Source organism: Vibrio sp. FE10 (assembly GCF_030297155.1).
Taxonomy (GTDB): domain Bacteria; phylum Pseudomonadota; class Gammaproteobacteria; order Enterobacterales; family Vibrionaceae; genus Vibrio; species Vibrio apostichopi.
Window position 1 is genome coordinate 2,684,925 of record NZ_AP028067.1, and the last position, 22,793, is coordinate 2,707,717.

General features: G+C 43.2%; 17 protein-coding genes. 13 read left to right on the top strand and 4 right to left on the bottom strand.

Translation table 11 applies throughout. The annotated features are described in order from the left end of the window. The first annotated feature begins 46 nt into the window (after positions 1 to 46). Positions 47 to 1,579 (top strand): IS21 family transposase, encoded by a 1,533-nt coding sequence (gene istA / locus QUF19_RS11945; protein ID WP_286291968.1) that lies wholly within the window; start codon positions 47 to 49, stop codon positions 1,577 to 1,579. A 10-nt stretch (positions 1,580 to 1,589) separates the two neighbouring features. Next, positions 1,590 to 2,312 carry an IS21-like element helper ATPase IstB gene (gene istB / locus QUF19_RS11950; RefSeq protein WP_286291966.1) on the top strand — a complete coding sequence of 241 codons (723 nt, stop codon included), beginning with the start codon at positions 1,590 to 1,592 and terminating at the stop codon, positions 2,310 to 2,312. Between the two features lie 77 nt (positions 2,313 to 2,389). On the opposite strand, the gene QUF19_RS11955 is transcribed toward istB, so the two are convergent. Next, entirely contained in the window at positions 2,390 to 3,814 is a 1,425-nt protein-coding gene (locus tag QUF19_RS11955) for a hypothetical protein (protein ID WP_286293926.1), read from the bottom strand. Positions 3,815 to 4,124: 310 nt separating this feature from the next. On the opposite strand from QUF19_RS11955, the gene QUF19_RS11960 reads away from it, so the two are divergent. The 4 genes from QUF19_RS11960 (at position 4,125) to QUF19_RS11975 (ending at position 9,570) form a co-directional block, all read left to right on the top strand. After that, entirely contained in the window at positions 4,125 to 6,113 is a 1,989-nt protein-coding gene (locus tag QUF19_RS11960) for an ATP-dependent nuclease (protein ID WP_286293930.1), read from the top strand. 5 nt (positions 6,114 to 6,118) lie between these two features. Further along, the gene (locus QUF19_RS11965; protein WP_286293932.1) at positions 6,119 to 7,813 is read left to right on the top strand and encodes a UvrD-helicase domain-containing protein; all 1,695 of its coding nucleotides are present in this window, start codon (positions 6,119 to 6,121) and stop codon (positions 7,811 to 7,813) included. A 698-nt stretch (positions 7,814 to 8,511) separates the two neighbouring features. Continuing rightward, complete coding sequence (gloA, locus tag QUF19_RS11970) at positions 8,512 to 8,928, top strand: lactoylglutathione lyase (protein WP_004734046.1); 417 nt, start codon at positions 8,512 to 8,514, stop codon at positions 8,926 to 8,928. Positions 8,929 to 9,135: 207 nt separating this feature from the next. Then, on the top strand, positions 9,136 to 9,570 hold the full coding sequence (locus QUF19_RS11975) for a DUF2753 domain-containing protein (RefSeq protein WP_286293984.1): 435 nt from the start codon (positions 9,136 to 9,138) through the stop codon (positions 9,568 to 9,570). Positions 9,571 to 9,671: 101 nt separating this feature from the next. Here the strand turns inward: QUF19_RS11975 and motY are convergent, their stop codons facing one another. Continuing rightward, a complete protein-coding gene (gene motY / locus QUF19_RS11980; protein WP_102434029.1) occupies positions 9,672 to 10,553 on the bottom strand; it encodes a flagellar protein MotY in 882 nt (293 codons plus the stop codon). A 188-nt stretch (positions 10,554 to 10,741) separates the two neighbouring features. Between motY and rnt the strand changes: the two genes are divergently transcribed. The 4 genes from rnt to QUF19_RS12000 all read left to right on the top strand — a co-directional run bounded on the left by rnt (position 10,742) and on the right by QUF19_RS12000 (position 18,966). Further along, complete coding sequence (gene rnt, locus QUF19_RS11985) at positions 10,742 to 11,386, top strand: ribonuclease T (RefSeq protein ID WP_017632534.1); 645 nt, start codon at positions 10,742 to 10,744, stop codon at positions 11,384 to 11,386. Between the two features lie 65 nt (positions 11,387 to 11,451). Continuing rightward, positions 11,452 to 12,777, top strand: a complete 1,326-nt coding sequence (locus tag QUF19_RS11990) for a Na+/H+ antiporter family protein (RefSeq protein ID WP_019823809.1) — start codon at positions 11,452 to 11,454, stop codon at positions 12,775 to 12,777. A gap of 436 nt (positions 12,778 to 13,213) precedes the next feature. Next, a complete protein-coding gene (locus QUF19_RS11995; RefSeq protein WP_286293996.1) occupies positions 13,214 to 14,557 on the top strand; it encodes a response regulator in 1,344 nt (447 codons plus the stop codon). Between the two features lie 47 nt (positions 14,558 to 14,604). Beyond that, positions 14,605 to 18,966, top strand: coding sequence for a transporter substrate-binding domain-containing protein (locus QUF19_RS12000; RefSeq protein ID WP_286293999.1), 4,362 nt, complete (start codon positions 14,605 to 14,607; stop codon positions 18,964 to 18,966). A gap of 43 nt (positions 18,967 to 19,009) precedes the next feature. Here the strand turns inward: QUF19_RS12000 and QUF19_RS12005 are convergent, their stop codons facing one another. Continuing rightward, positions 19,010 to 19,639, bottom strand: a complete 630-nt coding sequence (locus QUF19_RS12005) for a DsbA family protein (protein ID WP_017111117.1) — start codon at positions 19,637 to 19,639, stop codon at positions 19,010 to 19,012. 96 nt (positions 19,640 to 19,735) lie between these two features. Further along, the gene (locus QUF19_RS12010; protein ID WP_017076187.1) at positions 19,736 to 20,074 is read right to left on the bottom strand and encodes a Grx4 family monothiol glutaredoxin; all 339 of its coding nucleotides are present in this window, start codon (positions 20,072 to 20,074) and stop codon (positions 19,736 to 19,738) included. A gap of 269 nt (positions 20,075 to 20,343) precedes the next feature. Here QUF19_RS12010 and sodB point away from each other — a divergent pair, with 269 nt between their 5' ends. The 3 genes from sodB to QUF19_RS12025 all read left to right on the top strand — a co-directional run bounded on the left by sodB (position 20,344) and on the right by QUF19_RS12025 (position 22,629). Further along, on the top strand, positions 20,344 to 20,928 hold the full coding sequence (gene sodB, locus QUF19_RS12015; RefSeq protein ID WP_004734050.1) for a superoxide dismutase [Fe]: 585 nt from the start codon (positions 20,344 to 20,346) through the stop codon (positions 20,926 to 20,928). A 235-nt stretch (positions 20,929 to 21,163) separates the two neighbouring features. Beyond that, complete coding sequence (locus tag QUF19_RS12020) at positions 21,164 to 21,667, top strand: VC2046/SO_2500 family protein (protein ID WP_264158385.1); 504 nt, start codon at positions 21,164 to 21,166, stop codon at positions 21,665 to 21,667. A gap of 278 nt (positions 21,668 to 21,945) precedes the next feature. Next, on the top strand, positions 21,946 to 22,629 hold the full coding sequence (locus QUF19_RS12025; RefSeq protein WP_286294036.1) for an SDR family oxidoreductase: 684 nt from the start codon (positions 21,946 to 21,948) through the stop codon (positions 22,627 to 22,629). The last annotated feature ends 164 nt before the right edge of the window (positions 22,630 to 22,793 follow it).

A 22,793-nucleotide genomic window follows, 5' to 3' on the forward strand; every position in this document is an offset into this window, starting at 1 on the left:
TAGGTTTAACCTGAGTCTTTCATGTTGAGAGCACTAAGGATAAATCATGCCGAAAAAGAGAATGCCAATGAATAAAATTAAGGAAATCTTACGCCTCCGATACGAGTGCAATCTTTCTAATCGACAGATCGCCGCTTGCCTCAATATTGCTCATTCCACTGTATCCCAGCATCTATCCCGATTTAAATCCAGTGGCCTCACGTGGCCACTGGAAGAGACTCATCATGAAAATCAAGTCACCCAAGCTTTGTTTGATGGTCGCTCATCTTCTCAGCATAAAGTGATGCCTGATTTCACTCTCTGCTACTTAGAATTGAAGCGTAAAGGGATGACTAAAGCTTTGCTTTGGGAAGAGTATTGTCATCAGCATCAAGACAAAGCCTATGGCTATACACAGTTCTGCGAACTGTATAGACGTTGGCTAAAGACACAAAAACGCAGTATGCGCCAACTTCACCATGCTGGTGACAAGCTCTTCATTGACTACTGTGGCCCAACGATCCCTGTTGTGAATCCAGATACAGGAGAATGCCGACATGCTCAGGTATTTGTCGCCACTTTAGGAGCGTCAAATTACACCTATGTCGAGGCGAGTGAGAGCCAAGGGCTTGAACACTTCCTCATGGCTCATGTGAATACCTTTAATCACTTTGGTGGTGCTCCGAATCTACTTGTACCTGATAATCTGAAATCTGCTGTAACGAAAGCAGACTGTCATAGCCCTATCCTCAATGAGAGCTACCGAAAACTGGCACAACATTACGGCGTTGCTGTGATGCCAGCCAGGCCCTACAAGCCTAAAGATAAAGCCAAAGCTGAGAACGCAGTTCTCATCGTAGAGCGCTGGATAATGATGCGCCTTCGCCACCAAGTGTTCTATACAATGGCTGAGCTGAACCTGGCTATCCGAAAGCTGATGCATGACTTAAACCAACGAGAGATGAAACAGCTTGGTGTCAATCGACATGACTTGTTCAACAAAGTTGACCGTCCAGCGTTAAAACCACTGCCATCGCAACCATATGTGTATATCGAAACTAAACGAGCAACCGTCTCCCCTGATTATCACATTCAATATAAAAAGCACTTCTACTCTGTGCCGCACCAACTTGTTGGGCAACAAGTTGAGCTTGAAGCAACGCATCAAATAATACGTATCTACCACAAAGGGAGCATTGTTGCTCACCACTGCACAAGCCAAAAAGAATATGGTCTCTCTACCGTTTACGAGCATATGCCAAGCAACCATCAATACCAATCATGGACACCCGAGCGTTTTATCCGTTGGGGAAAATCTATTGGGCCAGCCACAGGTGAACTGACTCAGATGTTGCTCAAACGCCCAGAGCATGAAGCATTGGCCTTTAGAAGTTGCTTTGGGTTACTAAGTCTTGCCAAAAAGCACTCAGACGCACGGTTAGAACAAGCTTGCCGAGATGCCTTAGTGACAGAGAAGCCATACCTTGGCTTCGTCAAAAACTTATTGAAGAACCATCGAGAAGGCACTCTCTCTCAGCCTTCCACTGATACCCCAAACCTTAAACACACTAATGTTCGTGGTTCCAACTACTACCACTAGGAGAAACAATATGGACGCAATAATCCAACAGTTAAAATCACTACGCCTAAGTCATGCTTCTGATGCACTGGAACAGCAAAGGATACACCCCGCGACCTATGCTGAACTTGGCTTTGAAGAAAGGTTAGGACTCATCCTTGATCATGAGATAGTGAACCGAGATCAAACCAAAATCCAACGACTTAAACGGCAAGCCAAGCTGCGCCTAAGCGCTAGCGGTAATCAACTGGACTACCGCCCAGAACGAGGCTTAAAAAGAGCAATGATGGGAGAGTTATTATCAGGCACTTATTTACAAAAGCGACAGAATGTCCTGATTACAGGTGCAACAGGTGCAGGTAAAACCTATGTTGCTTGTGCGCTCGCCGAGCAGGCGTGTGAGCAACACTGCCCAAGTCGTTATTATCGCCTAAATCGTTTACTTGATGACCTGAGTAGTAGCCGCCTTGATGGCAGCTATCAAAAGCTGCTACTGAGCTTGTCTAAGAAAAAACTGTTGGTTATCGATGACTGGGGAATGGAAAAACTCAGCCAAGAGCATGCAAGTAATCTTCTCGAAGTGCTAGAAGATAGATACCAAGAGTGCAGTACAATCATTATCAGCCAACTACCTGTAAAAGAATGGCACGAGATGATCGACAACTCGACGATCGCTGATGCGATCTTAGATAGGTTGGTTCATCAAAGTCATAGAATCGAGTTACGAGGGGAATCAATGAGAAAACTGGCTTAAATCGACCACTTGGAGTAAAACTAAGGAAGAGAAAAGAGAGGCTTAAAAAGGTGGTCGATTAAAAACGAAACTAGGGGTCACATCAGCCGAAATACGCAACTAAGTTCTTTTTTGCGCTCATGACACACGCCAATACAATTGTACGATGACATAGTTGGTTGATTGCTAACATGAAACTTAGTGACATTTTCTATGACAAAATCAAATTCATTGCACTCTATGCCTAAGTTGTATAAACGTATGAAATCGTCACTACTCATATCTCCATTAGATAATTTGACTTTCATCTCTGCTAGCTGTGTATTGTAGTATGCGTCGTTCCACATGGTTTTTAATGACTTTAACTCACTACTCAAATGCTCATAGATTTGGTGTTTGATTAGGTCGGGGGAGTCAAATGCCTTAATCACTTCTTGATATATTCCCCATCCATCAATCGTATCGTTGAAGTGTGTCTTTTCTAGGAATAGTCGTTCTAGCTCATCGATTTTATGTTTGCATCTAACAGCTTGATACAGAATTTTAGATTCATCGCGCAAGGTATCTGCCTTGTCATTAACAACCTCCAAAATTTGCTTGTTCACCGGTTGCTTTAGGTGTGACAACGCTAGCAAGTAATACAGGCGGCCGTTTACATCGTGTCGGTAATGCAAATCGTCTGTTGAAGCTTCTTCATGGTAAGTAACGACGTCTTTATATTCTCCAGCCTGAAAAGCTTTTTGTATTAGCACCTGCCTCAGAGGGTTAGCTTCGCCTTTCTCTGATTCTTTAACATAAGCTTGGTAAATTGCTTTGTGGTCGTCACCCAAGAACTGATCGACCTGCCAGTAACTAAGCTTGCTTAGCGCAAACTCTTTACTGATTAAGTTGCAATTGAAATACGCCTCAATGATTTCAACGCTTACTCTCTCCATTGATTCTATTAGGGCTAAGCAATCCTCAACTTCATCAAGATAGAAAAGTGCAAAAACAAGCATATCTCTCCTGCAGGTAACTTTGCTGTCTTGAGTTAAAGATTTGATAAACTGCCAGTCTTGAAGATTAAAGTTTGAGAAGTGTTTTCTGCGGTAGAACAGGTTATCGATTGTGCGGCCCAGTTTCTCAAACTCATTGTTTTCATAATCGAGTTTTAAAGATGTGATGCATGAATTCGTATCATCATCCGTTATGAAAAGTCCCCAATGAGCGTGAGCGTTATTTGGGTTTAATTTTTTAGCATGTCGATAGAAGCATGCTGGAATGTGTTGTTCATTGAATGAGCTGTAAATTTTATTGGCGGTATCCCCAAGGTAGCTATAGGCGGACGATTCATCACTGTGTCGTGAAATTACTTCGGCAATAACATCATCTAAGCATTCTTGCTTTAGATATTGGATAAAGTAATAAAAACCTAGATGCCATTCATTATCATCAGACTGCCAACAGCTATCTAAAAAAGTTAGCTTCGAAAATTCTTGGTCTTTAATCCAACTGATTATCTTTTTATCATCAATGCTGCTCATGTCATCTATTCTTTTAATCGCTTGTATTATCAAGATTATGAAGAACTAGCAGGCTAATGTCTTGCTTCTTGTCAAGTTTGCACAGTTACTGATACCCTTCAATCTAGATTTGTTACACTTGGTACTTACTAGGGCGAAAGTGCCCCATTTTCATTTAATCTTGTGATTCACTTTACTTGTAAGGCGAGAGATTTTACTTACTAAAACTAATCATTAAGCATTCGTCTACTCGTGCGATCTAAATCAAGTTTTTCCTTATGAAACTCATGGTACAAACGTGTTTCTCAACTAATAAATTATTGATTTAAATATGAAGTTATCTAAAGTCCGCATTTCAAACTTCCAATGCTTTAGTAAGAAACCAACAGAAATAGAGTTTGAGGAAGACCTCACGGCCCTTATAGGGCTCAACGGTAGTGGTAAAACTTCCACACTTCATGCTCTAAGTAGAATGTTTGGTGTAACAGAATCCACTAGAAAAGTTTTGGTTGATGATTTTCATTGTTCATCATCAAGTGACTCGCGTGCTGAAGAGCTTTTTATAGAGGCTTGGTTTGAATTTCCCGAGCTTCAAGGAGGAGATGACCTGACCGCAGTAGCGAGTGCATTTAATCAAATGTGTTTCAACTCTGAGGGTGATGGAAAAACAATGCTTAGGATAAGGCTCGAGGCGGAGTTAACCATCGATGACGTGTCTCCTGAAGGTATTGTCAATGAATCTGTCTATTTCGTTCTTAGTGATAGGGATGATTTTGAAGCTCGTGATAAACGTGATCTTCGTCGGTCTGACAGAAATAACATCCAAGTTCACTATATCCCAGCGAGCCGCAATCCTTTTAGGGAGATAAGTTCTTCTACCAAAATTTTACTCGGAAGGCTCTTAGATGCAATCCAATGGGATAAAGGGCCAGACGGTGAACTTCAAAAAGCGGTGGGATATACCGAGAAGGCTAGCAATGAAATATCAAAGAATGGAGCTGTAAGCCTTATTGAGGGCCATTTAAAAAATAGCTGGAAACAGATGTACTCGGGTGAGATCTTCAGTAAAGCAAAGCTTAATTTCTTACCCTTACAGCCGGAAGATTTGTTGAAAACAATATCTTTATCTTTTGAGTCTACGTCCGGTGCTATTGCATCGATGGAAAGATTGAGCGACGGTCAGAGATCACTTCTACACATCTCAATTATCCAAGCAGTCCATGAAATGGAGTCAAAAACCCTCCAGAATATGGAAAACAGACGTCATTTTAATCAGAAAAGGCTCAAGAGGCCCATATACACCATGCTTGCTTTAGAGGAGCCGGAAAATCATCTTGCGCCTCACTATCTTGGGCGCATAGTTAAATCCATGACAAAGCTTGCTAAAAAGACCAATGCTCAGGTTGCGGTTACTACACACTCACCTAGTTTGGTTGGTAGGATTGAACCTAAACAAATTCGACATTTCCGGCGAGAGAAACAATCGCTCAATACGATTGTTTCTAAAATAGACCTACCAGATCCAGGCGATGAGCAATATAAATTTGTTGCTGGTGCGGTCAAGGCATACCCAGAGATCTACTTCGCCCGGTTAGTTGTTTTGGGGGAAGGTGAGAGTGAGCAAATCGTCATTCCAAAACTATTATCACACTGTGGCGTTGATATAGACGATAGCTTTATCAGTGTTGCTCCATTAGGGGGCAGGCATGTAAACCATTTCTGGCGGTTATTAGAAGGACTAAATATCCCTTATGTCACATTGCTTGACTTGGACTACGGCAGAAATGGTGGCGGCTGGGGTCGAATTGATTACGTTCTCCAACAACAAAAGTTGAGGGGTATAGAACCACAAATAACACCCCATTCTGATTTTGATGATCCCTCAATGAATCCGATGGAATGTATATATAACGATTACAATAAAACAGCTTTGGAGATACTGAGTGGGCAAGGAGTGTTTTTCTCTACTCCTTTGGATTTGGACTACTCAATGCAAGTAGCGTTTCCAGAATATTATGATGTAAAGCTTGATGGGGAGAAAGGACCAAGGACAAAACCTTGGGGTGATTTAAAGTCTGCAGTTTTGAAGCCTAGTTACTCGAAAGCTATAGCTGAGGCCTTTTATAACGAACAAAATGATGCCGCACGATTCAATTGGTACAACTATCGTTTTCTAGGTAGCAAAGGAAAACCGGTCTCCCATATTCATGCTCTTGAAGAAATTGATTTTGAATCGGAAAACAACAAAAACAAGATCCCTCATAGCTTTAAAGAGATGATAAAGCATATTACTCGTGAAGTATCTTCTTTACCGGAGTAAGCGATATGATTGACACTTGGGTTCCCAAAGATGGTCTGATATTTGATGATAAATCACTTGAAATCATTCAAAGCAATGCCAATTTGGCTGTTTGGGCTGGTCCTGGAGCGGGCAAAACTGAAATTTTAGCGCAGAAAGCCTGTTTTCTATTAGAGACGGAACTTTGTGAATGGCCATTTAATATTTTATCGATCTCTCGTAAAAGGGAAGCGGCTTCGAATCTTAAAGAACGTGTGCAACTGCGGTGTGGGAATGAATTGTCTGAGAGATTTCACTCCTTCACAATTGAGGCTTTTACAAAAAGTATCGTGGATAGGTTTATGTGCGTATTACCAAAGCACAGACAACCAAGTTCAGACTATGAGATAGTGAGTGGGAGTTCCAACTTCCCCAAGAGTTTGAACTTCGACCATATAACGTCAATCGCCCTTGAAATCTGTAATACATCTAGTGACCTGTTGACTTCACTTCGGGTTGCATATAAGTATGTTTTTATCGATGAATTTCAGGATTTAAATGGTGTCCAATACGAATTTGTAAAAGCGCTGTTTTGTCACTCGGAAAGTGTTGTTACGGTTGTCGGTGACTCTAAGCAGGCGATTATGAAGTTTGCTAAAGCGTTGCCTGATGGGTTCTGCCGATTCGAGCGTGATTTTAATGCTGGGCTGGAAGTTATTTATTCGAATTTTAGAGCGACTCCCGAGCTTAAGGCATACTTAAATTGCTTGGGTTCTTTGTGGTGGCCAATTAATGATAAGAGTTCAAACCCTCAAACGAAAGTCACCGAGCTTAATTCAAACGACTACGCAATGCTTGTGTATCATGATGAAGGGCAAGAAGCGGAACAATTGGCCCAGAGGATTGCTCAGTGGGTCAATGAAGATGGTATTAAACCCCATGATATTGCGGTGCTTTTTCGAATCAATTCCAATAACAACTATGGTCGATACATAAGTAATGCATTGCTTAATCATGGTATTTTGAGCTTTGACGAAACTGCTATGCAAGACCACCTCTCAGAGCCTTTGGGAAAGATTGTTGTCTCATTCCTAACACTAATTACGAGAACGAGAGATATTTCCTCTTGGGAGTGCCTGAGAGATCTTTATCTCTATAGCCACCCTAGGTACGACCGCTATGAGGACTACGAACTAACCACTCTCTTATACTATACATCTAATGTAAGAGACATTTTGCAAGATAAGGCATTTGGTGCTGATCAAATCCGAGAAGTTACTAATCAATTCATCGATGAGTTTTTTTGTGAATGCCTCGGCCATGCATGGAGTCAGTACGGACAAAAGGCTTTTGTCACAAAAACTGTTTATGGGGTTCTTAGTGAGTTGGAAAAAGCAAGACTGAAGACTGCTTCATGGGCTGATGCTGTTGATTTGATTTCTGGTGTTAATGCTGTCCGAATGATGACAATTCATAAGAGCAAGGGGGCTGAGTTCGAAGCTGTTATCTTGTTGGGGTTTGAAGACTTTCCATTCTTTCGATTCGGTATGAGTAACAGCAAGCTTGATGAAGAGCGCTCTACAGTTTTTGTTGCACTATCAAGGGCAAAGTCGAGGCTGTTAGTTTCAAGCGCAAAAAGAAGACAACATACTGGGCCTTCATCTTATGCCCACATACGTAATATTATGGGTGATATTGTCAAGTTAGGGATGGTTGGGCAGAGAGTAACTATTCCTGAATAGGTTTAGCTGTCAGATCAAGTCTAAATTAGTACAGTGAATGAGTGATTTTGGCCACTCAATTAGGTTTTCAATACCCCAAGTAATCCGTTAAATGCTAATTTAGTAAAATGGCTGACAAGGTTCTGTCCAAAAGCGAGTTACGGAGGCTCTTATACGAGTGTTATACCGATGGTCAAGGAAAATCATATATGCCTAGCGAGTAGTGAGCTGTGCGAGCGTCAGGAGTGGCTTTATTATTTTACTTTACCATCATTCCCCTAAATACCCTTTTAGTGCAGGGTGATGGTTTCACGCAGTGAGGCCATCGCCTTACAAAGCCTTCTGGAAAGAAATTTTATAGAGCAGTCGTTTTTAATTTGCTACTATTTTTGTAAAGAATAATGGAGGTAATTTTGAACAGAATTCATCCATTAAAGCACTAGGTTTACAAATCTTTCTATTTTCGTAAAGGAAAGTCTAGATAGAAAGGCCTTGTGAGCCCTTGTATACTTGGAAACTCACTCACTCACTCACTAAGTAAGATTATTTTTTAGTGAATATAATCCTCGTTCAAAGAGAAGACGGACGTCTAGGCTCATAAGCTGTTAGCCCTAAGCGAAAGAAGCTAACTGGCCTATTGGCTAAAAAGCGCCGCATTTTTCTAGCGGCATAAAACAGAATTACAAAAACGTATACATAGTTAAAGCTAGGAGCAAATCATGTCAAACGGTCGTATTTTACACACCATGCTACGCGTTGGTGATCTAGACAAGTCTATCGAGTTCTACACCAATGTAATGGGCATGCAGCTATTACGTAAGAACGAAAACAAAGAGTACGAATACACGCTGGCTTTCGTTGGCTTTGGTGACGAATCTCAAGGTGCTGTGATTGAGCTGACTTACAACTGGGGTACGACTGAATATGACCTTGGATCAGCTTTTGGTCACGTTGCTATCGGTGTTGATGACATCTACACAACGTGTGACGCCATTAAAGCAGCAGGCGGTAATGTGACACGTGAAGCTGGCCCAGTAAAAGGCGGCTCTACACACATCGCATTCGTTAAAGATCCTGACGGCTACATGATTGAGCTTATTCAGAACAAACAAGCAAGTGCTGGTCTAGAAGGTTAATTCCTAACAAACCGCTATGAAGCTTGGCTTTGAAAATAAAGCCAAGACTAATCCAAAAAGAAGCGAGCACTATGCTCGCTTCTTTTTTATGTTTCCACGCATGAACAATACCCTTCACCAATTATTATTAACAATCTCACCAATGAAACTTTACATGATAATGATTATCATTTAAATTAACCACCTATTGATTAGTGAGGTAATACAATGATTAGCGAATGGGAAAAACACACGTTACTTGCCGATACTGCATTGCAGCTCGACGATCCTGTACGAAGTATTCTTCACTATCAGCAAGCGTTAAACTTAAGCGAAGAAATTACTGAACGCACCGATATTCAGGCTGATGAGCGTTTGCTGATTTCGGTTATCTCTTGCCACAACCTTGCTCAGTTTTGGCGATGGGCTGGTGATACAGACTACGAACTCAAGTACCTTCAGCTTGCTTCAGAAAAAGTACTTACACTGATTCCGCAGTGCCCGAATACACAATGCTCCAGCTTTATAGATTCTATTGGTTGCTGCAAGAAAGCCCTTATCGATTTCATGAAACGCCATCCAAACCCTAAAATTGCTTCTATGGTGGAAAAGATCGATACCGCGACCAACTGTGAAATAATTGCTCGCTTCCGCTTAAACTAAGCAAGCCCCTTTCGCAGAAGAAATATTTAGCCTGTTGATTCAGATACAAAAAACCCGTCATTTCGACGGGCTTTTTGATTGGAGCTTTCGATTAATTCAGGCTAAACCTGCGTTCTACCCAATGAGATAACCACGCGGCGGTTTTGATCTTTACCGATTGGTGAATTGTTGTCAGCAATTGGACGACGCTTACCATAACCTTGCACTTGAATGCGGTCTTCCGGTAAACCGAGTGACTTAAAGTATTCTCTTAGCGACTCTGCTCTTCGCTCTGAAAGATTCTGGCTAATGCCTTTGCTGTCAGCAGAATCGGTATATGTAGCCACCAGCACCAGATCAATGTCTTGGTTGTAGCGAACATAGTCAGCAATCTGGCTTAGCCTTTTTCGTGAAGACTTATTCAGCTGATCGCTGTTGCGGTCGTAGTGCAAGATAGTGAAAGAGATGTCTTCGAAGCTGTAAGGCAGCAAGTTGGCAACACAGTCACTGAACACATTATACTTTTCTTGGAATAACACCGACGATAACGATACTTCGATACGCTGATCTCGGCTCTGCCACTCTTGGTAACTGAATGTCGGGTAACGCCCTTTCTCCAATTCACTCAAGATCCCCCAAGCTGTTTGACCGCCAACGTAACCATCAAATTGTTGGAAAAACTTAATGGTAGTCATGCGATCAGCACTTTCCCCCGGACGCCAAGGTGGTGGCATAGAGATCAAGCTTACATTACGCGTAGCACCCATTGGGCGGCGCATTTTAAGCTCAAAGTCCAAAATGATTTTTTTACTCGCGCGAGATGAGAACTCAGCATCGCCAAAATTGGGGATTGGATGCACTAAGCGACATTCTAGTGGCGTGTTGGCCACCATCTCCCATGTCGACTGTTGAGGAGATGCTCCGTAACGCTTTTCTTGCGCCAAAACCGATGGCGACATAAGTAGCGAAAATAGCATTGAACCTGTTATGAGTTGTTTCTTCATAAAGTGGAGTATCTCTTAAGCAATTCGTTTAACAATGCAGCCAATTGCCGCATTTTTCTCTCATGTTTAAATATGCAATTATCAAGCCGAGATGGGACGGCTAATTTATGATTTATTGCTCTTTCCTAGTTTTTATCACCGCTATTATCTGCAATAATGCAGCCTTAATCACACTTATTTGGGCTAACATGACTGTAGAAAACGAAGCTCTGACCCTAAAAAAACGCTTTCGTGGCTATTTTCCAGTGGTCATCGACGTGGAAACCGCAGGGTTTAACGCTGAAACCGATGCATTATTAGAGATCTGTGCCATTACATTAAAAATGGATGAGAACGGAGATCTGCAACCTGCATCAACGCTTCATTTTCACATTGAGCCTTTTGAAGGCGCAAATATAGAGCAGGCAGCATTAGACTTTAACGGAATTAAAGACCCATTTAGCCCATTACGTGGTGCTGTGTCGGAACAAGAAGCCCTTAAAGAAATCTACAAGCTAGTGAGAAAAGAACAAAAAGCTTCAGATTGCAGTCGCGCAATCATGGTCGCTCACAATGCTACGTTCGATTTAAACTTCGTTAATGCAGCAAGTGAGCGTTGTAAGCTTAAACGCGTCCCTTTCCATCCATTTGCAACTTTTGACACAGCTGCCCTGAGTGGCCTTGCCTACGGCCAAACCGTTTTGGCTAAAGCTTGCCGCACTGCTGGGATGGAATTTGACAACAAAGAAGCACACTCTGCTTTGTATGATACGCAAAAAACCACAGAGTTATTTTGCGGCATAGTAAACAAATGGAAAGCCCTTGGTGGTTGGCCTCTTGTTGACGAAGAATAAAAAATAGAGTCGGTAAACGTTCGTTCGTATTGCCTTCATAAAAAACACAACATCCCGAGAAAAATATGAATCCTGTTGTAATTTCAGTTTGCATCATGCTTGTTTTAGCTTTGATGCGCGTAAACGTTGTCGTTGCTCTTACGTTCAGCGCAATTATCGGTGGCGTAGCCTCTGGTATGAGTTTGAACGACGCAGTAGCGGCTTTCGAAAGTGGATTAGGTGGCGGTGCAACTATCGCACTTAGCTACGCAATGCTTGGTACCTTTGCTGTTGCTATCTCTCGTTCTGGTATCACAGATCTCCTTGCTCAAAGCGTGATTAAGCGTATTCACGGCAAAGAGAACAGTGCGGCATCTAATGGTCTAAAATACGGCATCCTTGCGTCTTTGATCTTAGTGACCATGTCTTCGCAAAACGTGATTCCTGTACATATCGCCTTCATCCCAATCTTAATCCCACCTCTATTAGGCGTATTCGCAAAAATGAACCTAGACCGTCGTCTGGTTGCGTGTGTACTTACTTTTGGTCTGATTACTCCGTATATGGTTCTACCTATCGGTTTTGGTGGCATCTTCCTAAACAACATCCTGCTTAAAAACCTTCACGACAACGGTCTTGAAAACGTAGTAGCAAGCCAAGTACCAATGGCGATGTTGTTACCAGCTGCAGGCATGATCTTTGGCCTTCTTACGGCAGTATTCTTTACTTACCGTAAGCCACGTCAATACAAAGAAACGTCTCATACTGTTGTTTCAACCGAAGTGAAAGAGATCAACAAGAAGCACATCCTAGTGGCTGCTGCTGGTATTGTTGCTGCGCTAACGGTTCAACTATCGACAGGTTCTATGATCATCGGTGCTTTGGCTGGTTTCATGGTATTCACCTTCGGTGGTGTAATCGCTTGGAAAGAGACACACGATGTCTTCACTAAGGGCGTTCACATGATGGCAATGATCGGTTTCATCATGATTGCAGCGGCTGGTTTTGCAGCAGTAATGAAGCAAACTGGTGGCGTTGAGTCTCTGGTTGAAGCGCTTTCAACAAGCATTGGTGACAACAAGCCTCTAGCAGCACTGCTTATGCTCATCGTTGGTCTATTGGTAACAATGGGTATCGGTTCTTCGTTCTCTACGATTCCAATCCTTGCGACTATCTACGTTCCTCTAGCAGCAGCATTTGGTTTCTCGCCAATGGCAACAATCGCACTAGTGGGTACAGCGGCAGCGCTAGGTGACGCAGGTTCTCCTGCTTCTGACTCTACATTAGGTCCAACATCGGGTCTTAATGCTGATGGTCAACACGAGCACGTATGGGAAACCGTAGTACCAACGTTCTTACACTACAACATCCCACTGATCGTATTCGGTTGGATTGCAGCCATGGTTCTGTAATTAAGTTCTGTAGTTAAAGAGTCCTACGCTCACTTTTATAAAGACCGCCTTGTGCGGTCTTTTTTGTATCTAGCCTCATTCTCTTCTTAAGCCCTTAATTTTTAGACAAACTCCCCTCTGAACCAACATCACTTTCTATACATTATTCCGTGCGCATTGATATGCAACCTATGGCTATTCGTAATATTCACTTCTACACTTAAGTGTTTAATAAATAAGCCGCTAATTCATAGAGAACACCAATCACAGTAAGTAAATGATCAGAAATAGCGCAGGAAAAAGGTTCGAGAACAAGGCAGATTTTTTGGTAAGTAGTTATTCTACAATCAAAAATTCTAACGCAGTTATCGAGCGTTTTAACCAGCTAGGATGATTAGTTATTTACTACGATTGGTGTAATAAAGTGGCAAGGCTCAATACGTCAGAAGGCTAATATATGGATATACTCGCCCGATCGCGCTATCTCATCATTGATGACAGCAGCGTTATTCAAAGTGCAACCCGTGCGCTGCTTATCAAGTTAGGTGTGCCGAACAACAATGTGATCAGCGCATCCAATGCACAAAATGCGATTGAGGCTTGTCGCGCACATCGATTCGATATCTTATTGATTGATCACGATTTAGGGTCAGGAAGTAATGGCTTACAATTGCTGGAATTTCTGCAGCAAAAAGAGTTGATCAAACCTCAAACCCTTGTCTTTATAGTAACAGGCAACGATAGCCAAGATATCTTCTTTGGTTATGCTCATTTCGAACCTGACGGCTATTTGATTAAGCCAATACGAGCCGATGACATCATCAAGCGCGTCACATCTGCATTGTCTCGACAGCAGTATTTCTCAACATTAGAACAGGCTTATCTCAAGCATGGCCTCAACGCGGTAAAGCCACTCTTTGGTAAGGCCCCTGACCCTTCGACTTTGAAAGATGCCATTATCTATATGGCGAACGTTCTAATAAAAAACCAGAAGTTCGATGAAGCACAAGCGATGTTGAATGGGCTTTTACAGCTCCATGATTACCTGCCCGCTAAGGTTAAACTCATTGAAATCCACATCGCCAAACAGCACTATCACGATGCTCTCAGCCAAATAGATGGCTTGATAGAAAGCAGCCCTCGCAATATCAAACTTCAGCAACTTAAGGTCAAGATCTGCCTCAATACCAGTGACTTCGAGTCAGCTAACAACCTGATTGATCAAGTACTCACCGTGAATGGCAGTAATATTGAGTTAACCAACACCATGGTTTGGCTGCAACTGTTAGATAAAAACATCGAGCAAGCGACCCAACACCTCAAATCGCTTGCCCAACTCATTCCCCACTCAATTTGGGATTCAACAGGTAAGCGAGCACTTATCTTATGGGCAGACAGTTTATCGCTCACCCCAAAAGAACGAGCTCTTTGGAAGCCTGAAGCCGCTTGGCAGAGGCTCTCTCATTCTGAAAAGTCCTACGCCCTGAGTAAGCCACTGCTTAAGCTGTGCCGTACCTTACAACTGATTCAGCTCGAGCAGCACGAGGTTGCGAAAGAGCGCATCGAGAGTATTTCGACAAACGAGTTTTCAGACAATGATGTCGAAGCCTTCTTCTTGTTAGCACTGTGCTATCAAGCCTTAGGATTACAAGACAAAGTCGACCAAATAAAGCGCCAAATTGAAGTTCATTTAAAGGCAGACCATACGAGTCTTGCCCTGCTACAACGCATGGCATTACAGCAAGCTGATAATTTTGCATTACCCACACTAACCAAAGCCCCTCTGGCTGCAGTTAGTTAAGGATGCCGTCACCCCCAATATCAGCAAGCAAACGACAGGATGTCTTTATGCAAAACCGTGCTTCAAAAACGAAAACGTGGTGTGTCGCCTTTTTATTGAGTTGTCTTTCGCTATTGATGTGGCCTTTGCATGGCTTCTCTGCAAACACATCACCAGATAAGAGTGAGAATTCATCGAATAACCAAGTCGTATTGCGGGTCGGTCTGCCTTCTTACGACATGGTTCCCTACAGCTACCAACATAAGACTCCCTCAGGCAACATCGTGTCTGAAGGGCTACTCATCAGTATGTTGGATCAGGTATCAGCAAACGCGGGCTTCAAATATCAGATTGAACTGTACGCAACATTTAGTGACGTACTGAGTGCATTTGAAAGAGGTGAATTAGATCTGTTGGTCGGTGTCTCTTCGACCAAAGAGCGCCAAGATTACATGGCCTTTAGTGAGCCGATGTTCTCTATTCGACGAGCGGTGATTACTCAAAACCGAAAAATAAACGATTTGAGTGAGCTTGCGACGGCAAACCTAGCGCTGGAGAAAGGGTTTGCGCTCAATGACCTCCTTCCTACCCTACTTCCAGACAGTCGAATTACAACGCTCAATAGCACGCAAGCGGCTTTCACAGCAATTCAGGAGAATAGCGTAGATGCGTACATTGGCGATGCACTGGCGCTTTCTGCATTATTGCGAGAGCAACCAAAAGACTCACTTACATTATCAGTACTTCCCGATCTACCTGCTGATCACCTACATTTCGCGACCAAAAAAGGAAAGCACAAGTTACTCAGCCGAATCAATTTCGCTTTACAAGACATCAAGGAAGGGTCACTGCAATCTATTTATAATCAATGGCTTGCTCCATCACAACACTCGATGCTGCTGAACTACGGAACATTAAGTTTAACCCAGGACGAGAAGAACTGGCTCGACAACAATCCCAACATCCCGGTCGGTACCCACTCGAGTTGGTACCCTTACGATTTTACCGATGAGCAACAGCAACACTCTGGGTTATCCGCTGATGTGTTAAACCTAGTGAGCAATGTGCTTGGCGTATCATTCGAAAGTACCACTTACCTAACACCAGAAGCGGCAGAGGTCGCATTCAATCGTGGCGAGACAATGGTACTGACCAACATCACGCCAACCACAGATAAAGCCCGATACATGGACTTCACGCAAGCTTACAGCTTTGAACCTTGGGTGTTATTAAGTCGCTCTGATCGACTAGGTAACTTTGCTCCAAGTGGAACTGAAGCCATCGCTGTGATTGAAAACTCCGGAGGCGCAACGGTTCTCCCTTCACTCTGCCTGACTTGCCAAGCAGTGCCTTACATCAATCATGTCAGCGCCTTCCAAGCATTACAGAAAGACGAAGTCAGTTTCGCGCTTGCTTCTCTTCATCATGCCGCGCCTTTATTACATCAAGACTATGTAGGGCAATTCAAAATCACTGGCACCATCAACGAACAAAACAGTGCACCACTGGCTCTAGCAGTCAACTTCCGCCACCCCATGCTGCTGAGTATTCTCAACAAAGCCATTGGCTCATTGCCAGCCAATGAATTAGAGCGTTTGGAAAGCAAATGGCTGACCTATGAATACCAAGAAGGCTTGTCGCCACGCGAAGTGGCTAAATGGTCGATGATCATCGGGCTTGGAATCTTTATGGTCATTTTCGTGATCGTATTCTGGAACCGAAAAATGGCGGCTGAAATCGAGCAGCGAAAAGTCGCAGAACTGCGCGCCAAAGCCGCAGAAACGCATTTACAAACACTGGCCGACAACATAGATGGAGTGGTGCTAAAACATATTCAAACAAACCCTCAACAGCCTTTGAATATCCAATTTAGCTTCGTGAGTGCGGGTGTAAGCGATATGTTCGGCTTATCTGTGGATAGCGTAAAAGGTCACCCTCAACGCCTTTTTGACCTGCTGTCAGAGGATGACTTGCCCCTTTTTGAAGCTAGCATGATCGACGCCATTGAATCTGGGCATTGGGAAAGCGAACAGCAAGTGCAGTTAGAGTCTGGTGAAGTGAAATGGGTGAAATTTAATAGCCAGATATCAAATAACAAGGCTATCGAATGGAACACGGTGATTACAGACATTACCCTACTGAAAAAACAACAACAGGCTTTAGATAATGCGCGCCAAAAAGCAGAAAGTGCCACCGCGGCTAAGTCGCAATTCCTAGCTACTATCAGCCATGAGGTTCGTACCCCAATCAGCGGGATCTTAGGGTTGCTGGAGTTAATGCAAGAACATCAATTAAGCGAAGAGTTATTAAACCTACATGGTGGATTGAATCAGTCTGCCCGTAACCTACTACACATCGTTAATGACGTACTCGATTACTCCAAGATTGAAGCAGGTAAACTAGAGCTTAATCCAACCGAAATTGAATTAGGTAAAGTACTCGCGCGTATCGTGCAACCGCAATCCATTCACGCACAGCAAAAAGGCTTGGCCTTCCACTATTGGCAAGACCCAAACCTCGCTCAATGGTTGTTCGCAGACGACATACGACTCCATCAGATTCTGAATAACTTCCTCAATAATGCCATTAAGTTCACCGAACATGGCACTATTTCATTGCATGTCGATGTGATTGAGAAAAACGAGCATCAGCAGAAAATTAGCCTCACCGTCTCAGACACAGGGATTGGTATCCCAAAAGACAGACAACAAAGCTTGTTTCAGCCTTTTGAACAAGCTGACAAAACCACCAGCCGCCGTTTCGGTGGTACAGGGCTTGGACTGTCTATCGCTTTGAAGTTGATTGAACAAATGGATGGCACCATAGAGCTGTCGAGTGAAGAAGGAAAAGGCAGCCACTTTACGGTTACCGTTACCCTCCCAACTTGTACTCCTGAACATGCGGTTAGCAACGCTTTAGCTCTATCACAAACACTGATTTGTACTTCGGAGGCTGAGAATCCTATTGAGCTAGATATGAGCAATCACTCACAAGAGGTGTATGTGATTGGTTACGTTCTTCAACAAGAAGAGCTGTGTCGATATTTGAAACACTTCAGCCTTGAACCCAAGGTTCTGCATATTAACCAGAAGCACCTGCTCAAAGAGATGGTCGTTAAGCATCAGCCAAAACACATCTTTGTAGCGATGTCTGTATGGCAACAGTTGGCGATTACCGATGCATGGATTAAACAACATGCGGATTCAACACGATTCACTGTGATCAACCAAAATCCTATGTTATCACCTGAGCCTTTAGGCAACTCTTGGTGCTTGTCGGTCAACCCGTTGTTACCCGACAACCTTATTCACGTTCTAACGAAACCCGTCAGTCACGACAATCTAATCTCGCCATTAGACAACCCAACTAAAACGCCTGTCGCCAAAGAGACTCGTGAGCAAGCTGAGCTCAACGGTAGGCTGATTCTTGTCGCGGAAGATCACCCCATCAACCAACAAGTCATTGCTAAGCAACTTGAGAATATTGGTGTTCACGCCGATATCGTTGATAACGGAGTGCTCGCGCTCAACGCATTAAAAGACAAACGCTATGGCTTGCTGCTCACTGATTGCCACATGCCCGAGATGGACGGTTATACGCTGGCTTCAAGTATTCGTCAGATAGAACAACGCCGAGAAGAGCTTGAGCAAGAGATTCAAAGATTACCTATCGTCGCGCTGACAGCGAATGCCGTACAAGGTGAAGATGCTAACTGTTATGCGCATGGCATGGACGACTTCCTGGTTAAGCCCGTCTCGATTAAACAGATGAAGCTAACCATTGAGAAGTGGTTACCTGCGATAAAAGATTCTGTACCAACGCTTGAAACCGAGGATCCTAATACAGAGCAACTAGATACACAAAATCAGGACATGAACTCCTCATCAGACTCTTCATCAAACTTTGCGTCAACGGAAGAAGAAGCCAATGAATTTTCGATGCTGTTCCAAGACATTGAACACAGCTTTGCGGAAAGTGACAACTTAGCACTGAACGAAGATGTTGGTCCTACTATCCTCCAAGATTCGTTCATTAGTGTGGACAATCAAGTCATCGACTACACAGCACTCTATGATCTATTTGAAGATCACGATGTTGTGATGACCTTACTCGATGAGTTCGCTGCAAGTTTTGTTGAAGATAATGAACAGATAAAAACGCTGTGGACTAATAAGGAATATCAGCAAGTCAAAACCACATCACACCGACTCAAAGGTGCGGCGAGAATGGTGGCCTGTGAGCCGATCGCCTCACCGCTGGCAAACATCGAGACACTCACCAATGACCTCGTGACAGGAGTCATTCGCTTGGAGCAAGTCGAATCAAAAATTGAAGCTTCAATCGAAGAAGTGAATTCGACATTTGACTTATTCATGGACGAAATGAACCAGTTACGGCAGACAAAAGAAAAGGCTTACTCTTATGAGTAAGCCTTAGGCATCATTTGCGTTAATACAGACAGCTCTCGCTGAATTATGCAGCGGGAGCGTTATTCACAAGTACTTCGCGAATAGACTTAAGCGTCGCTTCCGTTGAATGGTAATCCAGTTCTACTGCCGTAAAAATACCATTTACTTCAAGCATTAACGTCGGGTAAGAATGCACACCGATCGCTTCTTTAAAGCCTAATTGGTCATCTAATTCGCTTTCCAATAACTTGCTAGAAAGGTCATTTTCAAACTGTTGTACATTCATGCCTAACTCTTGAGCGAGCTGCAGATGCGTTTCTTGGCTGTGTGGCAACATCGCACGAAGATAGTAAGCGTGTTGAATTGCCTCAAGCATCGCTTCGTAGTGGTCTTGAAAACCAGCAGCGATCACAGCGCGACATGCTGGGTAAGTACTGCGAACAGGTTGACACTCTGTCCAAAATTCATGGTTGAACTCAGTACCAAGCTTTGCTTCGATCTGCTTCCAAATAGCTTGCAGCTTGCCTTTCATCTCTTCTGACATTGGCTCATCAGAATCCGGGGCCAAACCGCCAACGACATAATTAAATTCAATACTCGCAGGTAGCTGCTGTTTTAAGAGTTCTAATGTTGGCTTATAACCCCAGCACCAACTGCACATTGGGTCATGCACATAATGAAGTTTTACGTCCATTGTTCATTCCTTATCGAGTCTTTCGAACCAGTCAAACAAAAAAGGAGCCTCATTAAGGCCCCTTCCATTCAATATTTAAGCGCAAAGGCTTAAAGCTTACTCAGCGTCGTCGCCAGCTACTTTAGCAGCTGCTTCTTTAACGATTGGCTGAAGCTCACCTTTTTGGAACATCTCAAGAATGATGTCACAACCACCGATTAGCTCACCGTCAACCCATAGTTGTGGGAACGTTGGCCATTGTGCGTAAGCTGGAAGCTCTGCACGGATGTCAGGGTTTTGTAGGATATCTACGTAAGCAAATTTTTCGCCACACGCCATTAGTGCTTGAGATGCTTGAGAAGAAAAACCACAGCTTGGCAGCTTAGGAGAACCTTTCATGTAAAGTAGAATGGTGTTTTCTTCAATTTGCTGTTTGATTTTATCGATAGTTTCCATTGCTTCCTCGTTAATGGATTACGGCTTTTATTGCCTTTATTCTACCCCAAACCAAAAGAATAAAAACCATATAAAAAAAGCGGTTTACGAGCTAAGCTAACAATTCACATAAAAGTGATGAAATAAGCTTTTAATAAAGTAAAAACTTGCTAAACTATATCGCAAGTCAGCAAATTGACCGTGGTTGGCCTCATAGCGAACCATGAATAATAATATCACTGGAAGCAATCGAAAGAGTTAACTCTTTCATATCAATGGAGAATTGAGCAATGGCATTTGAACTACCGGCTCTTCCTTACGCGAAAGACGCGCTAGAACCACACATCTCAGCAGAAACGCTAGATTTCCACCACGGTAAGCACCACAACACTTACGTTGTTAAGCTAAACGGTCTTATCCCAGGTACTGAGTTTGAAGGCAAAACACTAGAAGAGATCGTTAAGACTTCTACTGGTGGTGTTTTCAATAACGCTGCTCAAATCTGGAACCACACGTTCTACTGGCACTGTCTTGCTCCTAAAGCAGGCGGCGAACCAACTGGCGCTGTTGCAGAAGCTATCAACGCTGCATTCGGTTCTTTCGAAGAATTCAAAGCGAAATTCACTGATTCAGCAATCAACAACTTCGGTTCTTCTTGGACTTGGTTAGTTAAGAAAGCTGACGGTTCTCTAGACATCGTTAACACTTCTAACGCTGCTACTCCTCTAACAGAAGAAGGTGTTACTCCACTTCTAACTGTTGACCTATGGGAACACGCTTACTACATTGATTTCCGCAATGTTCGCCCTGACTACATGGCTGCATTCTGGAACCTAGTAAACTGGTCTTTCGTAGAAGAGAACCTAGCTAAGTAATTATTACTTATGCTGCGCTATTTATAGCGAGTTATCTATTGAAAGCTCATGCCTCGGCGTGAGCTTTTTTGTATCTGTCGTCTCTCAGATAAAAATCAGCATCAACCAACAGACCGTAGTTTCTGCCTCTCCCTACCTTTCATATCAACCCTGCAGAAATTCGTTATTTGCCTGTAATTAAACACTAAAGTTTGCCGACTCCATGCCGTTAAAGGTGTATCGAATGAGAGGCTACATGCAAATACATACTTTAGACAAAGCAGGAATCATCAACGAACTGAAGTTCGGCATCGGGATCAGCCAAGCGGTTGAGCAAGGTCGCCGTGCAGATTTCGCGTTGCTGCTATCTATGTTTTCTAATGATGTTCGTGATTGCACACCCATCGACACCATTGAAGTTAGTGAGACAAATGAAGATCGCCTGCGTAAACACTTCGGCGTAGCAGATCCACAACCTTTGCGCTCAGACCAATCGTCTTATGAAATTTCGGCTCAACAGTCGGCTCAGTTTCATCAGGCAAGCCTTGCCAGTGCAAAGCTAAGCCATTACTTGAAACCTGAAGCGCTTGCTTTCATGCCTGAAGATACTCATGACTTTCCCGAAGAGGTTTATCAAAACCTTTCTGGTCATGACCGACGTAAATTGGCGAATAAACACTTGCCTGATTTACCTCATGCCACACTCTACAACGAATTGTCGACCGCTCAGCGTCAATATCAGATTCAAGCTCAGGTGTAGTTACCGGCTCCCCTTTCTGACTTTCTCTTAGGGCTCCTCTTTTCCCCCATCTTGTGTGCATCTACAGATTCATTGATACGAGTGATATGAACCACTAGCCTTAGGCATCTATCATTTCCAGTTTGTCGATTACCTCTTGAAGTTACTACAAAATGTGACGTGCCACTAAGTTCATAAAAACTTATTAATTGGCATACCTTAGTTTGAACCAATTCACACCCATTGTATGAAATTTGACCCATCCTTATCCGACATGGACGATTTGTTTAGGTACTGGGATGGAAATAAAAAGCTCAATCATATTGGTGACATCTGCCGGCTCGCGACTGGGAGGGACGATTGCGAACCACTTTGTTAACCTTGGAGCGACCGTTATTCTTTGTGATAACGACCCAGATGCCCTTCAGGCAACCTATGAACAATGTGCTCGTTTTTCCGAATCTGTATACAGTTACACACTCAAAGGTAACGACAATCAAAATATCTTGAGCGTGTTTGATTTCATTCAAACCACCTTCAACACCACACCCGATGTATTGGTCAATAACTGGATCAGTTCACCAATGCCGAGTTTAATTGGTGATCAGCCTGTCAGCAGTTTTATCAACGATTTATCATCGATGGCATCAACCCTTTTCGCATTTGGGCAAATCAGTGCTGAAAGGTTACGAGAAGAAGACAAAGAAGGTGTCATCGTGAATGTGATATCCCATGACGATTTCCATGATGTGTCCGGCTTAGAGAGCGCAAACTCGATGATCACCGGCTTTACCCACAGTTGGGCTAAGGAACTGACTCCATTTGGTATTCGAGTTGGTGGTGTTGTCCCTGCGGTTCACAATTCAGATGGCAAACTTAACCGATGCCACTGGGCGCAGCTGCAAGACGAATTGACCAGAACAACCGAATACATCGTCTCTAATGATTACTTTAGTGGGCGTGTGGTTGCTGCAGAAGTTTAGAGAATCTCTTTGACGACCGTTGTCCATGGCAAGTTTTGGCACTCAGGTTCCTGTTACTCAAGAAAACGTTGAACATTAACATTTACCTTCGACACCTCACGATATCCGTCCAACGACAAACATAAAAAAAGCCCCAGTCTCTCGACTGGGGCTTTGTACTTTTC

Bases quoted from the DNA above. Each gene is read 5' to 3' on its own strand.
- istA (WP_286291968.1), top strand. From the start codon at position 47: ATGCCGAAAAAGAGAATGCCAATGAATAAAATTAAGGAAATCTTACGC.
- istB (WP_286291966.1), top strand. From the start codon at position 1,590: ATGGACGCAATAATCCAACAGTTAAAATCACTACGCCTAAGTCATGCT.
- QUF19_RS11955 (WP_286293926.1), bottom strand. From the start codon at position 3,814: ATGAGCAGCATTGATGATAAAAAGATAATCAGTTGGATTAAAGACCAA.
- QUF19_RS11960 (WP_286293930.1), top strand. From the start codon at position 4,125: ATGAAGTTATCTAAAGTCCGCATTTCAAACTTCCAATGCTTTAGTAAG.
- QUF19_RS11965 (WP_286293932.1), top strand. From the start codon at position 6,119: ATGATTGACACTTGGGTTCCCAAAGATGGTCTGATATTTGATGATAAA.
- gloA (WP_004734046.1), top strand. From the start codon at position 8,512: ATGTCAAACGGTCGTATTTTACACACCATGCTACGCGTTGGTGATCTA.
- QUF19_RS11975 (WP_286293984.1), top strand. From the start codon at position 9,136: ATGATTAGCGAATGGGAAAAACACACGTTACTTGCCGATACTGCATTG.
- motY (WP_102434029.1), bottom strand. From the start codon at position 10,553: ATGAAGAAACAACTCATAACAGGTTCAATGCTATTTTCGCTACTTATG.
- rnt (WP_017632534.1), top strand. From the start codon at position 10,742: ATGACTGTAGAAAACGAAGCTCTGACCCTAAAAAAACGCTTTCGTGGC.
- QUF19_RS11990 (WP_019823809.1), top strand. From the start codon at position 11,452: ATGAATCCTGTTGTAATTTCAGTTTGCATCATGCTTGTTTTAGCTTTG.
- QUF19_RS11995 (WP_286293996.1), top strand. From the start codon at position 13,214: ATGGATATACTCGCCCGATCGCGCTATCTCATCATTGATGACAGCAGC.
- QUF19_RS12000 (WP_286293999.1), top strand. From the start codon at position 14,605: ATGCAAAACCGTGCTTCAAAAACGAAAACGTGGTGTGTCGCCTTTTTA.
- QUF19_RS12005 (WP_017111117.1), bottom strand. From the start codon at position 19,639: ATGGACGTAAAACTTCATTATGTGCATGACCCAATGTGCAGTTGGTGC.
- QUF19_RS12010 (WP_017076187.1), bottom strand. From the start codon at position 20,074: ATGGAAACTATCGATAAAATCAAACAGCAAATTGAAGAAAACACCATT.
- sodB (WP_004734050.1), top strand. From the start codon at position 20,344: ATGGCATTTGAACTACCGGCTCTTCCTTACGCGAAAGACGCGCTAGAA.
- QUF19_RS12020 (WP_264158385.1), top strand. From the start codon at position 21,164: ATGCAAATACATACTTTAGACAAAGCAGGAATCATCAACGAACTGAAG.
- QUF19_RS12025 (WP_286294036.1), top strand. From the start codon at position 21,946: ATGGAAATAAAAAGCTCAATCATATTGGTGACATCTGCCGGCTCGCGA.